General features: G+C 69.4%; 17 protein-coding genes. 5 read left to right on the top strand and 12 right to left on the bottom strand.

Annotated features, from left to right (window positions below; translation table 11 throughout):
- The first annotated feature begins 41 nt into the window (after positions 1-41).
- Entirely contained in the window at positions 42-962 is a 921-nt protein-coding gene (locus OOK40_RS31770) for a LysR family transcriptional regulator (protein WP_266488470.1), read from the top strand.
- A 52-nt stretch (positions 963-1,014) separates the two neighbouring features.
- Here the strand turns inward: OOK40_RS31770 and OOK40_RS31765 are convergent, their stop codons facing one another.
- A complete protein-coding gene (locus OOK40_RS31765; RefSeq protein WP_266488467.1) occupies positions 1,015-1,482 on the bottom strand; it encodes a pyridoxamine 5'-phosphate oxidase family protein in 468 nt (155 codons plus the stop codon).
- Positions 1,483-1,609: 127 nt separating this feature from the next.
- Between OOK40_RS31765 and OOK40_RS31760 the strand changes: the two genes are divergently transcribed.
- Positions 1,610-2,260, top strand: coding sequence for a cysteine hydrolase (locus OOK40_RS31760; RefSeq protein WP_266488464.1), 651 nt, complete (start codon positions 1,610-1,612; stop codon positions 2,258-2,260).
- Here OOK40_RS31760 and OOK40_RS31755 read toward each other — a convergent pair.
- From OOK40_RS31755 to OOK40_RS31735, 5 genes are all read right to left on the bottom strand, one after another.
- Positions 2,247-2,702 carry a Rieske (2Fe-2S) protein gene (locus tag OOK40_RS31755; protein WP_266488463.1) on the bottom strand — a complete coding sequence of 152 codons (456 nt, stop codon included), beginning with the start codon at positions 2,700-2,702 and terminating at the stop codon, positions 2,247-2,249. The two genes, OOK40_RS31760 and OOK40_RS31755, sit on opposite strands and share 14 nt — an antisense overlap.
- 665 nt (positions 2,703-3,367) lie before the next feature.
- On the bottom strand, positions 3,368-5,629 hold the full coding sequence (locus OOK40_RS31750; RefSeq protein WP_266488461.1) for an excinuclease ABC subunit UvrA: 2,262 nt from the start codon (positions 5,627-5,629) through the stop codon (positions 3,368-3,370).
- 72 nt (positions 5,630-5,701) lie between these two features.
- Positions 5,702-6,469 carry an ABC transporter permease gene (locus tag OOK40_RS31745; protein ID WP_266488460.1) on the bottom strand — a complete coding sequence of 256 codons (768 nt, stop codon included), beginning with the start codon at positions 6,467-6,469 and terminating at the stop codon, positions 5,702-5,704.
- Positions 6,459-7,442 carry an ATP-binding cassette domain-containing protein gene (locus OOK40_RS31740; RefSeq protein WP_266488457.1) on the bottom strand — a complete coding sequence of 328 codons (984 nt, stop codon included), beginning with the start codon at positions 7,440-7,442 and terminating at the stop codon, positions 6,459-6,461. Before OOK40_RS31740 ends, OOK40_RS31745 begins: the two co-directional genes overlap by 11 nt.
- Before the next feature lie 78 nt (positions 7,443-7,520).
- On the bottom strand, positions 7,521-8,408 hold the full coding sequence (locus OOK40_RS31735; RefSeq protein ID WP_266488456.1) for a siderophore-interacting protein: 888 nt from the start codon (positions 8,406-8,408) through the stop codon (positions 7,521-7,523).
- A 115-nt stretch (positions 8,409-8,523) separates the two neighbouring features.
- On the opposite strand from OOK40_RS31735, the gene OOK40_RS31730 reads away from it, so the two are divergent.
- The 3 genes from OOK40_RS31730 (at position 8,524) to OOK40_RS31720 (ending at position 10,467) form a co-directional block, all read left to right on the top strand.
- Positions 8,524-9,363 carry a TetR/AcrR family transcriptional regulator gene (locus tag OOK40_RS31730; RefSeq protein ID WP_266488455.1) on the top strand — a complete coding sequence of 280 codons (840 nt, stop codon included), beginning with the start codon at positions 8,524-8,526 and terminating at the stop codon, positions 9,361-9,363.
- Positions 9,364-9,575: 212 nt separating this feature from the next.
- The gene (locus tag OOK40_RS31725) at positions 9,576-10,223 is read left to right on the top strand and encodes an LmbU family transcriptional regulator (RefSeq protein WP_323136136.1); all 648 of its coding nucleotides are present in this window, start codon (positions 9,576-9,578) and stop codon (positions 10,221-10,223) included.
- Between the two features lie 37 nt (positions 10,224-10,260).
- Complete coding sequence (locus tag OOK40_RS31720; protein ID WP_266488451.1) at positions 10,261-10,467, top strand: ferredoxin; 207 nt, start codon at positions 10,261-10,263, stop codon at positions 10,465-10,467.
- A 71-nt stretch (positions 10,468-10,538) separates the two neighbouring features.
- Here OOK40_RS31720 and OOK40_RS31715 read toward each other — a convergent pair whose 3' ends face one another.
- From OOK40_RS31715 to OOK40_RS31690, 6 genes are all read right to left on the bottom strand, one after another.
- The gene (locus OOK40_RS31715; protein ID WP_266488449.1) at positions 10,539-11,765 is read right to left on the bottom strand and encodes a cytochrome P450; all 1,227 of its coding nucleotides are present in this window, start codon (positions 11,763-11,765) and stop codon (positions 10,539-10,541) included.
- A gap of 92 nt (positions 11,766-11,857) precedes the next feature.
- Positions 11,858-12,898, bottom strand: coding sequence for a methyltransferase (locus OOK40_RS31710; RefSeq protein ID WP_266488448.1), 1,041 nt, complete (start codon positions 12,896-12,898; stop codon positions 11,858-11,860).
- A 65-nt stretch (positions 12,899-12,963) separates the two neighbouring features.
- Positions 12,964-14,226: a kynureninase gene (kynU, locus tag OOK40_RS31705; protein WP_266488447.1), complete on the bottom strand. Its 1,263-nt coding sequence runs from the start codon at positions 14,224-14,226 to the stop codon at positions 12,964-12,966.
- Positions 14,227-14,323: 97 nt separating this feature from the next.
- Positions 14,324-15,178: a tryptophan 2,3-dioxygenase gene (locus OOK40_RS31700; protein ID WP_266488445.1), complete on the bottom strand. Its 855-nt coding sequence runs from the start codon at positions 15,176-15,178 to the stop codon at positions 14,324-14,326.
- Positions 15,175-16,053 (bottom strand): alpha/beta hydrolase, encoded by an 879-nt coding sequence (locus OOK40_RS31695; RefSeq protein WP_266488444.1) that lies wholly within the window; start codon positions 16,051-16,053, stop codon positions 15,175-15,177. The genes OOK40_RS31700 and OOK40_RS31695 overlap by 4 nt, the downstream gene beginning before the upstream one ends.
- Positions 16,050-16,721, bottom strand: coding sequence for a DUF6875 domain-containing protein (locus OOK40_RS31690; RefSeq protein ID WP_266488442.1), 672 nt, complete (start codon positions 16,719-16,721; stop codon positions 16,050-16,052). The genes OOK40_RS31695 and OOK40_RS31690 overlap by 4 nt, the downstream gene beginning before the upstream one ends.
- Positions 16,722-16,741 lie beyond the last annotated feature (20 nt).

The raw sequence follows: 16,741 nt of genomic DNA, 5'->3' as shown, positions 1-16,741 counted from the left end.
CAAGCGAGAATTTTTTGCGGCCTTCGCTTAGCATTGCTTACATGTTGAATCTGGAGCGCCTGCGAACCCTGGACGCGCTGGCCCGCCACGGCTCGGTCAGTGGAGCAGCCGACGGGCTGCATGTGACGACCTCGGCCGTCTCCCAGCAGATGGCGAAGCTGGAGCGGGAGGTGGGCCAGCAGCTGCTGGCGAAGAACGGACGCGGAGTCCGGCTGACTGACGCCGGTCAGCTGCTCGCCGACCATGCCGCGCGCATCCTGTCCCAGGTCGAGCTCGCCCAGTCCGACATCGAGGCACAGCGCGGACAGGTTGTCGGCGAGGTGCGGATCGGGGCGTTTCCGACGGCCGCCCGCGGGCTCTTCCCCGCCGCCTTGACCGCACTGCGCTCGGCCCACCCCGAACTGCGCGTGCGCTCACGCGAGGTGGAGCCCGAGCAGGGGATCAGGGAGGTGGTCAGGGGCGACCTCGACCTCGCCGTGGTCCTCGACTGGAGCAACAAACGACTGCCCATGCCCGGCGGGCTCGCCCAGGCTCATCTGCTCGACGACATCCCCGATGTGGCCATGCCCGCGGATCATCCGCTGGCGGACCGGACCGAGGTGGATCTGGAGGAGTTCGCGGAGGACGAGTGGGTGTCCTGGCCGGAAGGCGAATTCTGTTACGAGTGGCTGATGTTCACGCTGCGCTCGAAGGGCTTCGAGCCGCGGATCGGGCACATGGCGGAGGAGCACCACACGCAGCTGGCGCTCATCGAGGCGGGGCTCGGGGTGTGCGTGACGCCGAGGCTGGGGCGGGGCTGGGTGCCCGAGGGGGTGCGGCTGGTACCCGTACGGCAGCGGATGCTCAGGCACATCTACGCGGTGTGGCGGACGGACGCCGACCGCCGACCGTCGATCAGGGCGGCGGTCGCGGCGCTGCGCGAGGCGGCCGGCCGGGAGGGCGCGGACGGCTCGGCGGCCTGACAGCGTCTCGACGGCCGGCAGCAGCTCTGACCGGCCGAGCGGCGCGACCGGCTCAGAGGTCCGACAGCTTTCTGAAGTCCCATGACGCGATCGCGTCGGGAGTCAGCCGCAGCCAGGCATGCCTGCCGTCGTGCGGCATCTCGTCGAGGCCGAAGTTCTTCCGCGCGAACAGGCTTTCCGGTACGTCCAGTTCGGGGCACGGCTCACCGGTGCGCGGCTCCTCGCCGACGAAGACGGCCGTACCGGAAAGCTCGACGCCGCGCAGCTCCCCGTACTCCTCGCCGTCGTCGATCACGACCGCGATCCGTGGATCGGCCCGCAGTTCGGTCCAGCGGCGGCTGCGGGTGAGGGAGTACAACCACAGCGAGCTCCCGTCCCAGGCGAACCACAGGGCACTGACATGCGGACGGCCGTCCGCGGACACGGTGGCCACCCGGCAGGTGCGCTGCCCGGCCAGGAACTCGTCCAGCTCGCCGGGCGTCATCATGATGCGACGGCCCCGGCGCTGTGTGACGGCCATGCGCGGCCCCTCCCTCGTAGCTGACCCATGTAACTGACTGTGTGTCAGAAATCATGGGGGCTCTTCCGCCCTCGCGCAATGGCGGTTACTGTCGCGCGCCCAGTCCCAGCCGCATGAGGGGGAAGCCGTGCCGTCCATCGAACAGCTCGCGGACCAGCTCGACCGGGCCACCACCGTGCTGCTCACCGTCGAGTGCCAGCAAGGTGTCGTCGGCATGGACAGCGCGCTGCCCGAACTCGCCGAGCAGGCCAGGTCGTCCGGCGCGCTCCACCGGGTCGCCCGGCTGGTCGCCGCGGCTCATGAGACGGGCGTGCAGGTGCTCCACGCGGTCGCCGAGCGGCGTCCCGACGGGCGCGGCGCCGGCAACAACGCCCGGCTGTTCCGTGCGGCTGCCCGGCTGCCCGTCCAGCAGCACCCCGGTACGACGGCCGTCCGTATCGCACCTCCGATCGAGGTGGCGGAGGAGGATCTCGTCGTACGGCGGCTGCACGGCCTGTCACCGATCGCGGGCACGGACGCCGACGCACTGCTGCGCAATCTCGGCTGCCGCACGCTGGTCGTCACCGGGGTCTCGGCGAATATCGCCATCCCCAACGCCGTCTTCGACGCGGTCAACCTCGGCTATACGGCGGTGGTTCCGCAGGATGCCATCGCGGGGGTGCCCGCCGACTACATCCCCGCGATGGTCCGCAACACGCTCGCGCTCGTCGCCACGATCACCACGACCGAGGATGTCCTGTCCTGCTGGAAACGGCCCCGGCGCGCTACGCGATCTTGATCGAGCCGCCGTCCACGGTGATCGAGGCCGCGGGCAGCGGTTTGGTGGCGGGCCCCTTGGTGACGCTGCCGTCCTCCGCGCTGAACTGGCTTCCGTGACAGGGGCAGTTGATGGTGCCGTTCGAGATGTCTTTCACCGCGCAGCCCGCGTGGGTGCACTTGGACGAGAACGCCTTGAACTCTCCGGGCTTCGGCTGGGTGACGACCACATCGCCGATGACCTTGCCCCCGCCCTCGGGAATGTCCGTGATCTTGGCGATCTCCTTGCCGCCGCCCCCGGCGCCCGCTCCGTCCGCCCCGCCCGTCGGCTTGTCGGCCACCGACGTACTGCCGTCGTCCGAGCTGCCGCACGCGGTCAGCGCGACGGCGAGACCGGCCCCGCCCGCCGCGGCGACGACGGCACGGCGTGTCATGTTCCGCGCAGAACCCTGCGATCCGGTCATGATGGCTCCCTCTCAACGGTCCCTGTCCGGCCCCGCGCAACGGCCGGTTCTTGATGGTGTACGAGTGGGCGGCGCGGCACGTTCAGATACTCGGGGAATTCAAGGATTTCTTCAGAAAGGCCGTCTCGAGCACCATCAGGTTGGCGGCCTGGTCCTCCTGAGTGGCCAGGTGGGTGGCCCCCGAGAGCGGCCTGGGCGTCCATGAGGTCTTGTGTGTCTTCGGCCATGGGGCATCGTTGGCATGTCCGCACAGGTCATGACAAGCGAAAATCCGAGCGATCACCCGACCCGCCCCGAAGTACTGTGGGGCAATGCTCTCCGAAGTCACAGCGACCCGCTATGTCACGCCCTTGCGTGAAGGCGGCTCGCTCCCCGGCATCGTCGAGGCCGACGATCTCGGCACGTACGTCATGTAGGCCCTGGGGCTCGGTCAGTGACCGGGGCTTTCCGTCGACTATGTGGGGCTGACCTGCGGGGATTCTTCTTTCGGAGCTTTTCACGAGCTTACTTGCTTAGGTGGTTTGAACTCCTCAGGGACTCCCCGAGCGGTGATGGAACTCCCCAGTTGCTCCCCAACGGGGCGGCTGGGGAGAGCCGAGTTGGACGCTGTTTGGCGGACACGGCTGCCGAGGCGCAGGGACGGTGTCCTTCGCGCGCGGATGTGTTCAGACGACCGAGAGGTCCATACGGAGGTGTTCGGCGGTGTGGGAGCCGGTCGTCTTGAGGAGTTCGGCCGGGGTTCCCTCGAACAGGATCCGCCCGCCTCCGCTGCCGCCCTCGGGGCCGAGGTCGATGATCCAGTCAGCGCTCTTGACGACGTCGAGGTTGTGCTCGATGACGATGACGGTGTTGCCCTGGTCGACGAGGCGCTCGACGATGCCGAGGAGGCGGTGGGTGTCGGACATGTGCAGGCCGGTGGTGGGCTCGTCCATCACGTAAATGCTGCCGACCCGGTGCAGGTCGGCCGCGAGTTTGATGCGCTGGCACTCGCCGCCGGACAGGGTGCTGAGCGGCTGGCCGAGGCGCAGGTAGTCCAGACCCACCTCGTTCAGTGCGTGCAGGACCGGGCGGAGTTTGGGTTCGGTGAAGAAGTCCGCCGCCTCGGCCGTCGTCATCTCCAGGACGTCGCTGATCGAGCGGCCGCGCAGGCGGTGGCCGAGGACGTCGTGGGAGAAGCGGCGGCCCCGGCAGACCTCGCAGGCGGACTTCAGCGTCTCCATGAACGCCAGGTCGGTGTAGAGCACGCCGAGCCCCTGGCAGTTGGGGCAGGCGCCCTTGGAGTTGGCGCTGAACAGCGAGGCGCTGACCCCGTTGGTCTTGGCGAACAGTTTGCGGATCGGGTCCATGAGCCCGGTGTAGGTGGCGGTGTTGGACCGCCGGCTACCCGTCACTGTGGACTGGTCGATCACGATCGCGTCTGGGTGCTGGCTCAGGAACTCGTCGTTGACCAGCGAGGTCTTGCCCGATCCGGCCACTCCGGTGACCACGGTCAGGACGCCGGTGGGGAAGCCGACCGTGACGTCTTTGAGGTTGTGGCTGTTCGCGCCGGAGACGGTGAGCGCTCCGGTGGGGCGGCGGGGCTCGGCTTTGATGGGCAGGCGGTGCCGGAGGTGGCGGCCGGTGAGGGTGTCGGAGTCGGCGAGGCCCGCCAAACTCCCCTCGTAGACCACTTCGCCACCCAGCGTCCCGGCCTTCGGGCCCATGTCGACGAGGTTGTCCGCGATGGCCATGACGTCCGGATCGTGCTCGACCACCAGCACGGTGTTGCCCTTGTCCCGCAGCGCGACCAGGAGTTCCTTGAGCCGGTGGACATCCCGTGCGTGCAGGCCGACGCTCGGTTCGTCGAACACGTACAGCATCTCGGTCAGGCTGTTGGACAGATGACGCACCATCTTGATCCGCTGCGACTCGCCGCCTGAGAGGGTGCGGGTCTCCCGCTCCAGGCTCAGGTACCCGAGACCGATGTCGACCAGGTGCCGCAGGCGGGCCATCAGGTCGTCGAGGACCGGTTTCACATGGGGCAGGTCCAACTGCACCAGGAACGCCACGAGGTTCCCCGCCTCCATCGCGGTGAGGTCCGCGATGTGGTGGCCGGCGATCCGGCTGGTACGGGCGGCGGGGGCGAGGCGGGTGCCGTCGCAGTCCGGGCAGGGAGTCGAACGCACGAACCGCTGGAAGACCTGGCGGTTGCGTTCGGACATGACCTCCTTCTTGATGTACAGCCTGGCGAACTTGTCCGCCAAGCCCTCGTACTTGACGTTCAGTGTGTTGCCCTGCCACACCAGGCGGAGCTTCTGCGGCATCTCACCGTGCAGCAGCAGGTGCCACTCCTGCTCGGTGAAGTCGGCCAGCGGCTTGTCGTTGTCGAAGAAGCCGGACTCCACGCAACTCAGCCAGTACCAGCTGTCGGTGGAGAAGTCGGGGTGCAGCAGCGCGCCCTGGTTGAGGGACTTGGTGCGGTTGACGAACGCGTCGAGGTTGAGCCGCACGACTGTGCCAAGGCCCTCGCAGGTCGGGCACATGCCCTGAGGGTCGTTGAACGAGAAGGCGCTGGGCGGCAGGCCGGCAGGGTCGCCCGCGCGTGAGAACAGCAGCCGAAGAAGCGGGGCGATGTCGGTGATCGTGCCCACCGTGGAGCGCGGGTTGCCGCCCAGGCGTTTCTGGTCAATGACGACCGCGGCAGAGATGTTCTCGATGGTGTCCATGTCCGGACGGCCGTGGTCGGGCAGAAAGTTGCGGACGAACGCTGTGAAGGTCTCGTTGAGCTGGCGCTGCGCCTCGGCCGCGATGGTGTCGAACACCAGGGAGGACTTGCCCGAGCCGGAGACGCCGGTGAAGACCGTTAGGCGCTGTCTCGGGATCTGCACCGAGACGTTCTTGAGGTTGTTCTCCCTCGCACCGGTCACCCTGATGGCGTCGGTACTCACATGTGCTCCTTGGGCGGTACGGGTGGGGCTCCTGGGGAGCCCCGGTCGCTTTCGGGCAGGTGGACGTCGCCCTCAGGCGTTTTCCTTCTGGAACGTCCGCGTGCCCCACAGCAGGGCCAACGCAGACATGCACAACAGGACGAGGGAACCGGTCAGCAGCTCCGTCGAGCTCCAGTCCCCCCGGAACGCCGCGCGTTCGGCGTCGACCACGTGGGTCAGCGGGTTGATCCGGGCCAGGTTGTAGAGCCAGCCGGGGGCCATCTGCTCGGTGACCGGCAGCAGGACGCCGGACAGCAGGAGCAGCGGCAGGAGCACGGCGTTCATCAGCGAGGGGAACGCGGCCTCGCTCTTGAGGACCATGGCCAGCGCATACGATCCCGAGGACAGCGTGATGGCCAGTACCGCGGCGATCGCGAGGCTCAGCAGCATCCCGGACGGCGGCGCGTCCAGGTCGAAGACGAGCAGTGTCACGAGCACGATCAGCACCGACTGCGCGGTGGCCTGGACGGCCTGGGCCAGGACCTTGCCGAACAGCAGGGCGGACCGGCTGGCCGGGGTCCCGCGGAAGCGGTCGACCACGCCGACCCGGTATTCGGTGAGCAGCCCGACCCCGGCGAAGGAGCCGCTGAACAGCGCCGTCTGCACGATGAGGGCCGGGGTGAGCACTTTCCAGGCGTCGTCGGACGGGAAGCCGGGGGTGTGGTCGACCACCGTCACCATGAGCGGCCCGAAGAGGAACAGGTACAGCAGCGGCTGCATGATCCCGATGATCAGCCAGGTGGGATTGCGCAGCGAGAGCTTCATGTCCCGCAGGAAGATCAGACGGGTGTCACGCAGCATGGGTGGCCTCCATGACCGGGGTCGCGGCCTCGCCGTCGCGCAGGGAGCGCCCGGTCAGGCTGAGGAACACGTCGTCGAGGGTGGGTCGGGTGATCTTGACCGAGCTCATGGTGATCCGGTGACTGTCGAGCGTGCGCAGCAGCTCCGGCAGCGCCGCATCACCACGGGGGACCCTGAACCGCACGGTGTCGGCGACGACGGTGACCTCCTGCACGCCGGGCAGCCGGTGGACGAGTTCGGCGGCCTCCGTGGCCCGGTCGCCGACGTCGACGGTGATCGCGTCGCCGGCGACGTGGGCCTTGAGCTCGTCCGGGGTGCCCTCCGCGACGATCGTGCCGTGGTCCGTCACCAGGATCCGGTCGCACAGGGTGTCGGCCTCGTCGAGGTAGTGGGTGGTGAGGAAGACGGTCATGCCCTGCTCGGCGCGCATCCGGCGGACGTGGTCCCACAGGTTGGCGCGGCTCTGCGGGTCCAGTCCGGTGGTGGGCTCGTCCAGGAAGACCAGCGACGGCTCGTGCACCAGCCCGAGCGCGATGTCGAGTCGGCGCCGCTGGCCGCCGGAGAGCGTCTTGGAGGGGCGCTGGTCCAGGCCGGCCAGGTCGAGCCGCTCCGCCAGCAGCGCCCCGCGGCGCCGAGCCTCGGCCCGGGACAGGCCGTAGAGCCGGGCTTGCAGCTCGATCTCCTCCGCGACCTTGGACTCTGGCCAGGTGGAACCGCCCTGAGCCACGTAGCCGATCCTGCGCCGGACTCCCTGCGGGTCCGTCAGCAGATCGCAGCCGGCCACGGTGCCCGTTCCGCCGGTGGGGCGCAGCAAGGTGGTCAGCATCCGCAGGGTCGTGGTCTTGCCGGCCCCGTTGGGGCCGAGGAACCCGACCAGTTCCCCGGCCGCCACATCGAAGTCGATGCCCTTCACAGCGTCGACGGTTCGCCCCCGGAGGGCGAACTGCCGGGCAAGACCTCGCACTGTGATCATGAGATCCTTCTCTCGTGTGCTCGCTGTTCGGTCAGGTCGCGGAAGGGCACGGCCGAGTGACAGGCCCTTCCGCGCGGCTCATTCCGAGCCGACCTCGGCGGCTGCCTGGGCCTCGGCGAGGCGCTCCTGAGCCTCGGCCATGTCCTGCGCAGTCGGGGCGTCGTCCTGGGTCAGCTTGAGCCGCCAGTACCCGCTGAAGTCGATCGACCGCTTGTCCAGCCCGCGGTCGTCGACCAGGTGGCGGCGGAGGGCCCGGACGGTGCCCGACTCGCCTGCCAGCCAGGCGAACGGGCGGCCGGGGAGGAACTCGGCCTTGAGCACAGTGCGGATCAGGACGTCGCTCTGGCCGGCTTGAGGTCCGTCGCGGTACAGCCAGTGGACGGTGACGTCGCCGCGGGTCTCGAAGTCCTGCCGCTCGGCGGCGTCGGCGACTTCGACGTAGGCCACGGCACGGGCTCCCTCGGGCAGTGCCTCGAGCAGGGTGCAGATGGCCGGCAGAGCGGTCTCGTCACCGGCCAGGAAGAGCCAGTCGGAGTGCGTGATCGAGTCCGTCAGCGAGACCGGCCGGGAGTAGACCGCCGACGGTCCGACCATGCCGAGCTGGTCACCGGCCTGGGCGGAGCCGGCCCAGCGGGTGGCTGGGCCGGTCTCCCCGTGCAGGACGAAGTCGATCTCGATCGTGTTGGTACCCGGCTGGCGCCGGCGGATGGTGAAGCTGCGCATCCACGGGCGCTCGTCTTCCGGAATGGCGAGAAATGCCTGGTACCAGCTCGTCGCGTCCTCGCCCGGCTCCGGCAGGACGGGGAGGCGCTGACCGGGCCGGGGAAAGCAGAGCTTGACCTGCTGGTCGGGCGCCTGCCCGACGAGGTCGTCAAGTTGGTCGGCGTCGAATGTCACGCGGGCCATACGCGGTGTGAGGTGTGTGATGTCGGTGACCTGGATGAATGAGACAGGCAGCTCTGCCATCGAAAACCTTCCAAGAACGTCGGGCATCCCGAGGTGGACCCCGTGTCCACCTGATATCCTTACGCTGTAAGGAGATGCCTCGGCGAGGTTACTTTATGCAGTAAGGAGTTGCAAGGTGGTTGTTTTTGCCGGACAGGGCGATGCCCGCCGCTCGATGGCTCTGCTCTGGCGCGTGGCCGATCCCGGGGGCGTCAGAGCCGTGCCCGGGCCCAAGCCTGGACTCGACGTCGACACGATCGTGGCTGCGGGCATCGCGGTGGCCGACGAGCAGGGGATGGCAGCCCTGTCGATGCGGGCGGTGGGGGCGTGGCTCGGGCGGACCGCCATGGCGCTCTACACCTATGTGCCGAGCAAGAGCGAACTGGTCGACCTTATGCACGACCGGGTGCTGGCCGAGCTGCCCACCGAGTACGACACCGGCGCCGGGTGGCGCCCGGCGATCGCCGCCTGGGCCGAGGGCACGTGGGCGTTCTACCTGCGGCATCCGTGGGTGCTGCAGGTCTCCCAGGCCAGGCCGGTGCTCGGGCCGGGAGAGTACGCGCAGTTGGAGACCGTGGTGCGGATCCTGGGCGGAATCGGCCTGGAGCCATTGAAGGTCCGTCGTGTCATCGCCGTGCTGTTCCAGTTCGTCCGCGGCATGGCTCGGGTCGCCGCTGAGCACCGGCAGGCGGCGCCGGCGACCGGGGTGTCCGACGACGAGTGGTGGTCGGTCCGATCCGCGCTGCTCGCGGAGGTGGTGCCGGACTTCGCCGAGCGCTTCCCGTCGCTGGCGGCACTGGAGGCGCGGGCGACTCCTGCAGCCGCCGAGGAGGAAGCCGATGACGCCATACCGTACTTGGAGCGCGAGGCCAAGAATGCCTTCCGGGCTGGATTGGAGCTGATCCTTGACGGCATCGACGCGGCCGTGCGGTCCACCTCTGGCAGCCCGGTTCGCGCTTCCTCGCCCACGCTCTGACAGGCCGGACGGGGCGGGCTGTGCGGGGTTCCGGAACAATTGTGTCAGTCGGTGACCAACTTACGTCAGAACCGGTCGCACTCCGACTAGAAATGATCGTTGACTGCATCTCGAACGGTGATCTACCGTTACTTTCAGCTTGAACCTTCCATGGCTCTCAGCCGCCGATGACCTACGAGAATTGTCAGTGCGTCAAATGCGGGGGAATGCTCGTGAAGCGATTCACCAACGACTACCAGCGTGACAGCCAATTACCAGTCGGTCGCAGGGCGGGCGACGCGGCCGTTCGCCGCAGTAACAGCGGCCAGGAGCGGATCCTGACCACCCGGGTCGGCCTGAAGATCCCGGCCACCCTGTCGTACAACCGGTGGGAGAAGGCCGGACTGCACATCTTCCAGATCGCGGACTCCTCCGCCTGGTGTCTGGGGGACTGGCTGGTGTACGGCCAGGAGAGGTACGCCGACCGCTACCAGACCGGAGTGCAGGCCGCCGGGCTCGACTACCAGACGCTGCGCAACTACGCGTGGGTGGCTCGGCACTTCGAACTCTGGCGCCGGCGTGAGAACCTCAGCTTCGGCCACCATGCCGAGGTCGCCTCCCTGCCTGCTGTGGAGGCGGACGGGTGGCTCGACCGCGCTGAGCAGCAAGGCTGGTCCAGGAACCAGCTCAGGGTTCATCTGCGGGAGAGCCGTCAGGGCAATCTGGCGGCTACGCCCGCACGCGCCAGCCTGCCCCGGATCAGCGCGCCAGGCGACCGCGTGGAGCGCTGGCGCGAGGCCGCGTCGAAGGTCGAACGGGACTTCGAGGAATGGATACTCGTATCACTCGACCGCGCCGCCGCGCACGAGCTCGATCGCTGACGGTCTTTGCTCGCCTCACCACCGGAGACGGCATCTCATGCAGATTCGTATCGACCACAACACCTGTATCGGGTCCGGGCAGTGCTTCCTGACGGCGCCCGGTCTCTTCATTCAGGACGACGACGGTTACTCGGTGCTGGTGCCCGGAGGCACTGAGACGGCGACGCGGCAGCAGATAACCGAGGCGGCGCTGTCCTGCCCGGTGCAGGCCATCGTAGTGGCGGACGGCCCGCAAGCCGACTGAGCATGCTGCCAGGACACTTCTATGACAGGGGGCCTCCCTACGCCGGGCGGCCCCCTGTCATGGAAGCGCGGTCAGGGCCGCAGCCGAAGGCGCAGCGAATTCAGCCGCCAACTGCCCGGAAGCCGGGCGCGGTCCAGCTCCGGGTCGCCCTCCGCCAGTGCCAAGTCCGGGTAGCGCTTCAGCAGTTGGGCGAGCGCTACCTCGCCTTCCTGCCGAGCCAGCGTGGCGCCCAGGCAGTAGTGGATGCCGTGGCCGAAGCCGACATGGTTCTCCGCCTGCCCGTCCTGCTGGCGGGTGATGTCCAGCCGGTCCGGGTCGGTGTAGTGCCGCGGGTCGAAGTTGGCCGACACCAGCACCAGTTGGACCGCGTCGCCGCGGGCGATGGGCTTGCCGGCGAGCTCCAGGTCCTCGGTGGCGTAGCGCAGCCGCGCCACGTGCACCGACCCGCACCAGCGCATCAGCTCGTGCACCGCGCGCGGCAGCAGCGCCGGGTCATTGCGCAGCAGCGCCAGCTGGTCGGGATGGGTGAGCAACGCGGCGGTGCTGTTGCCGATCAGATGCGCGCTCGTCTCGTGGCCTGCGAGCACCAGGGTGAGGACCATGGTGACCATCTCGATGTCGCTGAGCCGTCCGCCGTCGTCGTCCTGGGCCCGGATCAGCTCGCTCAGCAGATCGCCCCTGAGCGCGGTGCGGCGCTGTTCGATCAGTTCGTGGCAGTAGTCGATCATCACGGGAAAGGAGTGCTGCAGCCGTTCGGGCCGCATCGACACAAGGTCGCCGCCCCATTCCCGCCACCGGTCTAGGTCGGCCGCCGGTATCCCGACGAGCTCGCAGATCACCGTGATCGACAGCGGATACGCGAAGTGCTCCAGGAGATCGACCGCCCCGTCCTCCGCCCGGTGCGGCAGTTCGACCAGCAGCCGGTCGGCGATCCGCTCGATGTCCGGCCGCAGATCGAGAATCCGGCGGGCCGCGAACGCTCGGGTCACCAGGCGGCGCAGCCTGGTGTGGTCCGGCGGGTCGCTGTCCAGGATGGAGCCGAGCAGGTAGACGCGCAGGTGCTCGGGGACCTTGAGCAGCTCCATCATGCCCTCGCGCGGATCCGCGCCCCCCTCGCCCGGCACGTTGGAGGGGGTGTTGACGAACCGGGGGTCGCGCAGTGTCGCGCGGACGTCGTCGTAACGGGTCACGAACCATACCGGTGTGCCGTCGACGAACCTGCCGCGGACCGCCGGCCCCTGCTCGCGCAGCCGGCCGTAGCCGCCGAAGGGGTCCGCGAGCAGATCCGGATCCATCATGTGCGGACCGGCGGGGCACACGGCACCCCCGCCGGTCAATAAGGCGTCGCGGGACGTGAGGGACATGGTCGGCTCCGGTTCTCGCTCGGGCGTCACTTGACCGCGCTGATCACGCCGTGCGGCGTCCACCGGCCGCCCGGCAGCCGGTCGGAGTTCACGAAGCCGGCCGCGGCGAACCACTCCTCGTACTGCCCCCACCGGTAGATGGTGCTGCTCGCGGCGGGCAGGGTCGCGAAGTACACGTTGTCGAGCGCCGCGTACAGCGGACCGTCGCCGCTGTCGTCGGACATGGCGTTGAACACCAGCACCCGCCCGCCGTCCGGCAAAGCCGCGTGGGCCTTGCGCAGCAGGCGTACGTTCTCCTGCGGCGACCAGATCACCAACTGGTTGGCGAACAGCACGCAGTCGTGCCCCGACGGGTAGGCATCGGCGAAGATGTCGGCCGCCCGGACGGAGATCCGGTCGTCCAGGCCGTGCTCGGCGATCTTGCGGCGGGCGATCTCCACCGTGCCGGGGAGGTCGAGGACGGTGAACTCGACCCCAGGGTTCGCCCGTGCGAGGGCGATGGCGTTCACGCCGTCGCCGCCGCCGACGTCGAGCACCCGGCGCACCCCGGTCAGGTCCGCCTTCTCGACCAGCACGGGATTCGACAGCCGGGACCAGGACCGCATGCAGCGGTAGAACAGCTGCTCAAGGTCTGGGTCAGCAGACAGCCGGTGGTACAGGTCCGTGCCGCTGCCCCTGATCCGCCGCAGGCCGACGTTGGTGTTTTCGCGCAGCGACTCTGTGAAGTCCACCTCGGCGGGGCGGACGATCCGCTCCTCGTACTCGATCAGGTCCTCGATGATCTCCCACGTTCCGTCCGCGAACATGCCGTTCATAAGGTCGGCGTTGCCGTAACCATCGCCCTGATGGATCGTCAGTCCCAGGGCAGTGGTGCCCAGGAGCAGGATCTGCACCGGGCGCTCCTCCAGGCCGAGTTCCCGCCCGATCTCCTGCGGAGTCAATCCAGGGTGCCGGTGGAGCAACGGGAACAGGCCCAGATTGCGGCCCGCGTTGAGCATCTGGAAGGCCGAGGAGCCGAACAGTATCTGTACCAGGCCGTCGGTGGTGAGAGGGGATGCGTCTGCCATGGGCACTCCGTATCGGGTGGGGTGGTGAGGGTTCGGGCAGGGGGTGTGCCGTGCCGGGCAGGCGGTCATGTCACCCGGGCCAGGTCGGCGGGCCAAGATGCATAGCTGCGCCCGGCGGCGACCTCACGGAGGCGGGCCAGCGCGTCCCAGACCTCCGTGAACCGGGTGTAGAGCGGGGACGGGCCGATCCGCAGCCGGTCCGGGACCCGGAAGTCGCAGACGACCTTCGCGTCCGCAGCGAGCGTCTGGCAGATCCGCCAGGCGTCGGGGTGGTACAGCGACACATGCGAACCGCGCCGCTCCGGCGGTCGGGGCGAGGCCGGCCGGAAGCCCAGCGGGGTGAGCCAGGCGTCCGCCATGTCGTCGGCCAGCCGGCCCAGCAGCAGCCCCTTCGCCCGGATCCGCGCCACGCCCGCCTCTTCGACGAGGGCGAGGGCCGGATCGATCGCCGCCAGCGACAGCAGCGGCGGGGTGCTCACCAGGAACCGTTCGATCCCCGGCACCGGATCGTAGTCGGGCCCCATCCGGAACTGCTCCCGCTGCCCGAACCAGCCCCACACCGGCTGCCGCAGCCCGGCCTGCAGCTCGCGGCGAACATAGAGGAAGGCAGGCGAACCCGGGCCGCCGTTGAGGTACTTGTACGTGCACCCCACGGCGAGTTCCGCGCCGGTCGCGGCGAGGTCGACGGGGACGGCTCCGGCCGCGTGCGACAGGTCCCACAGGACCCGGGCGCCGACCGCGCGGGCCAATTCGTTCACCTTCGCCATGTCCAGCAGCGCGCCGCTGCGGTACGACACCAGCGACAGCACCACCAGCGCGACGTCCCGGTCCAGGGCGGAGCGCAGCAGGTCGAGATCGAGGCCGCCGTCGAGATCGGAGGCGAGCCGGCGCAGGCTCAGCCCGCGCTGGTCGGCGAGGCCCTGCAGGACGTACCGGTTGGTCGGGAAGTCCTCGGCGTCCATCAGGACGGTGCCCCTCCGCGGCGCCGCGTCCAGCGCGGCGGCGGCCAGCTTGTACAGGTTGACCGAGGTCGAGTCCGAGACCACCACCTCGCCGGGCCGGGCACCGAGCACGTGCTCCGCGAGGCGGTCGCCGAGCCGGGCGCCCCAGTCGATCCAGCCCTGCCACGACCGCACCAGCCCGCCGCCCCAGCCCTCCTCGACCACCTCGCGCAGCCGGTCCGGGGTGGCCGCGGGCAGCCGACCCAGCGAGTTGCCGTCCAGATAGATCAACTCCGGATCGGTGATGACGAACCGCTCCCGGAACTCGGCCAGCGGATCGGCCGCGTCCAGCTCCTCGGCTGCCGCGCGCGGGATCCCGCCCTCCATCGGCCCTCCTTCTGCTTCGTGTGGTCGGCGTCTGCGTGTCCCCGGCGTCCTCCACGCCGCCGGCCCTCGGCCGGAAGGACGTCATCTGCCGGGCGGGTCAGAGCGTCGAGCGCACCGACCACAGCTCCGGGAAGAAGCGGTGCTCGCTGATCCGGGCGAGCCAGGCCACGCCCTCGGTGCCGCCGGTGCCCGGCTTGGCGCCCAGCATCCGCTGCACGGTGACAAGATGCGTGTAGCGCCAGCGGGCGAACTGGTCCGCGGTGTCCATCAGCGCCTCGGCGAGCAGATGCAGGTCGTGGTGGCGGACCGGATCCCGGTAGACCGTCCGCCAGGCCTCCTCGACCTCCGCGCCGGTCCGGTACGGTCGTGTGGCGTCCCGGGCCGGGGAGTCGTCCGGAGTGAGCAGCCCGCGGCGGGCCAGCAGCGCGAGCGCCGCGTCGTACAGGCTCGGCTCGTGCAGTTGGTTCACCACCGCGTCGTAGCCGGCCGTGTCTCGGTGCGGCTGTGCCATCGCCGGGTTCTTGTTGCCGAGCAGGAACTCCAGCCGCCGGTAGCCGGCCGACTGGAAGCCGGAGGCCGACCCGAGGACGTCCCGGAATTCGGCGAACTCCACGGGCGACAGCACGGAGAAAGTCTCCCAGGACACGAGCAGGACCTGCTGCACCCGCGCCGAGCGGCGCAGCGTCCACAGCGCGTCTCCGAGCCGATCCTTGCCCAACTGGTCGCGGGCGGTGGTGAGTTCAGTGTGCAGCAGCTTGAACAGCAGCTCCTTGACCTGGCTCATGATGATGAAGCCCGGCTCGGTGTCCGCCGCGCTGAGCGGATGCTGCAGCGTCAGCAACTCGTCCATTCGCGCATAGTGCGCGTACGGGGTGGTGCCCGGCGGGAAGCCGGCGGACAGAGGACACCCGGGGCTCGGCTCGGAGCCCTGGGCGGTTTGCTCGGTGGTCATGTGATTGTCCTTCCTAGTCGCATCTGCCCGAGGACCGCATCGCCCAGCTCGGTGCCCCTCACGCCCAGGTCGTGGGGGAGATCGAAGTGGTTGCGCTGTGCGGCAACGACCTCCGTCACCGCAGCCCGGGTGCGCAGCGCCGTTACCATCCGTTCGTGCTGGCGGACGTACTCCTCGGTTTCGTTGCCGCCGCGGGCGACCACCACCTCGGGCAGCCGCGCCGGCAACAGGCTGAGCGGGCTGTTGCGGCGCGCCCCGGCCTCGTCCAGCCGCAGCGCCTCGTTGACGTACGACAGCCGGACCGGCTCCAGGTCGTACATGCCGCTGAGCAGCACCGCCCCGGCGATCCGGGCTGACATGTCGGGGCCGTCCGGCGGACCGGGCAGCAGGGCCATCGAGGCCAGATGGGCGCCGGCCGAGGTGCCGCACAGATGGAGTCGGTCCGGTGCGAAGCCGAGCCGGCTCGCGTGCCGCAGCAGCCAGTCGACGCCGCGCCGCACCATCCCCGCCATGGCGTCCAGCCCGACGTCCGGTGCCAGCCCGTACTCGACCACCGCGAACGCCGCACCGGCGGCCAGCAACGGCGGTGCCGGGAAGGCCGATTCGGCCCGGCCGAGCGCCTGCCAGTTGCCGCCGTGCACGAACACCAGCAGCGGCGGACGATCGGGACCCGTGCCGGGGAAGTAGTCGAGCACTTCGGACGGGTGCGGGCCGTAGGCGAGACCGGTCCGCACCGGGTGGTCCCGGCGGGCGGCCGTGCTCAGCCGCTCGTATTCGCGGAGGTAGGCCCCGAGGCTCGGCACGCGGGAACTCGGCGAGTACTGCTGGTCCAGCGTGGCCTGATCCATTCCCCGGTACACGGCGGCGCCAGTCATCGGGCGCCCCGAGGACGTGGTTTTTCGCGCACCGGCTCAGCCCCCAACCCGTAGGCGTCACGAGCCCGTTCGTACGTCTCGGTCAGCAACGGGTCAATGCCTTGCGCCGAGTTGAGGTAGCGGGCCCCGAAGCGGCTTGCGTACTCCTCGAACCACTCCCGCCGGTCCGCCAGGAACAGCACATCGTGGATCGCCATGGAACGCACCGCCATCATCGGCACGGGGGCGTAGCTCACCTCGAACTCCGGGTTGCGGATCGCCTTCTCCCGGCACCTCTCGTGGAACTGGGCGATCATCAGCCCGCGGCGCACGCTCTCGGGCTTGAGCGCGGTGTGCGCCGCGTCCAGCAGGTGCAGATGCTCGGGCGGCAGGTCCGGCAGGACGAGCAGCAGCGAGCGCAGATTCGGGTTGCCGGCCTTCCAGTCGACCTCGCTGAACTCGTCCAGGCCGCAGCGGACGATCTCGTCGATGAGGGTCTGGCTCGGGGTGGGGCCCACCAGCCTGACCCGGATCTCGAGCGCATCGGCGCGTTGGGCCGGTTCGACGAACGGGCACACCGGACCGGGGCGTCCGAGTCCGCTGTGCGGTTGGCGGATGTAGTCGCTCAGCCAGCCGTCGACGGCCGCTAAGGCTTTGGCCAGGTCGACGGAGAGCACGTCGGTCAGCATCGTTGTCAGTCCTCGGGTGT

The sequence above is a fragment of the Streptomyces sp. NBC_01481 genome (genome assembly GCF_026339995.1).
GTDB lineage: Bacteria > Actinomycetota > Actinomycetes > Streptomycetales > Streptomycetaceae > Streptomyces.
Note: the sequence above shows the minus strand (reverse complement) of the source record. Positions and strands in the feature narration are given on the sequence as shown.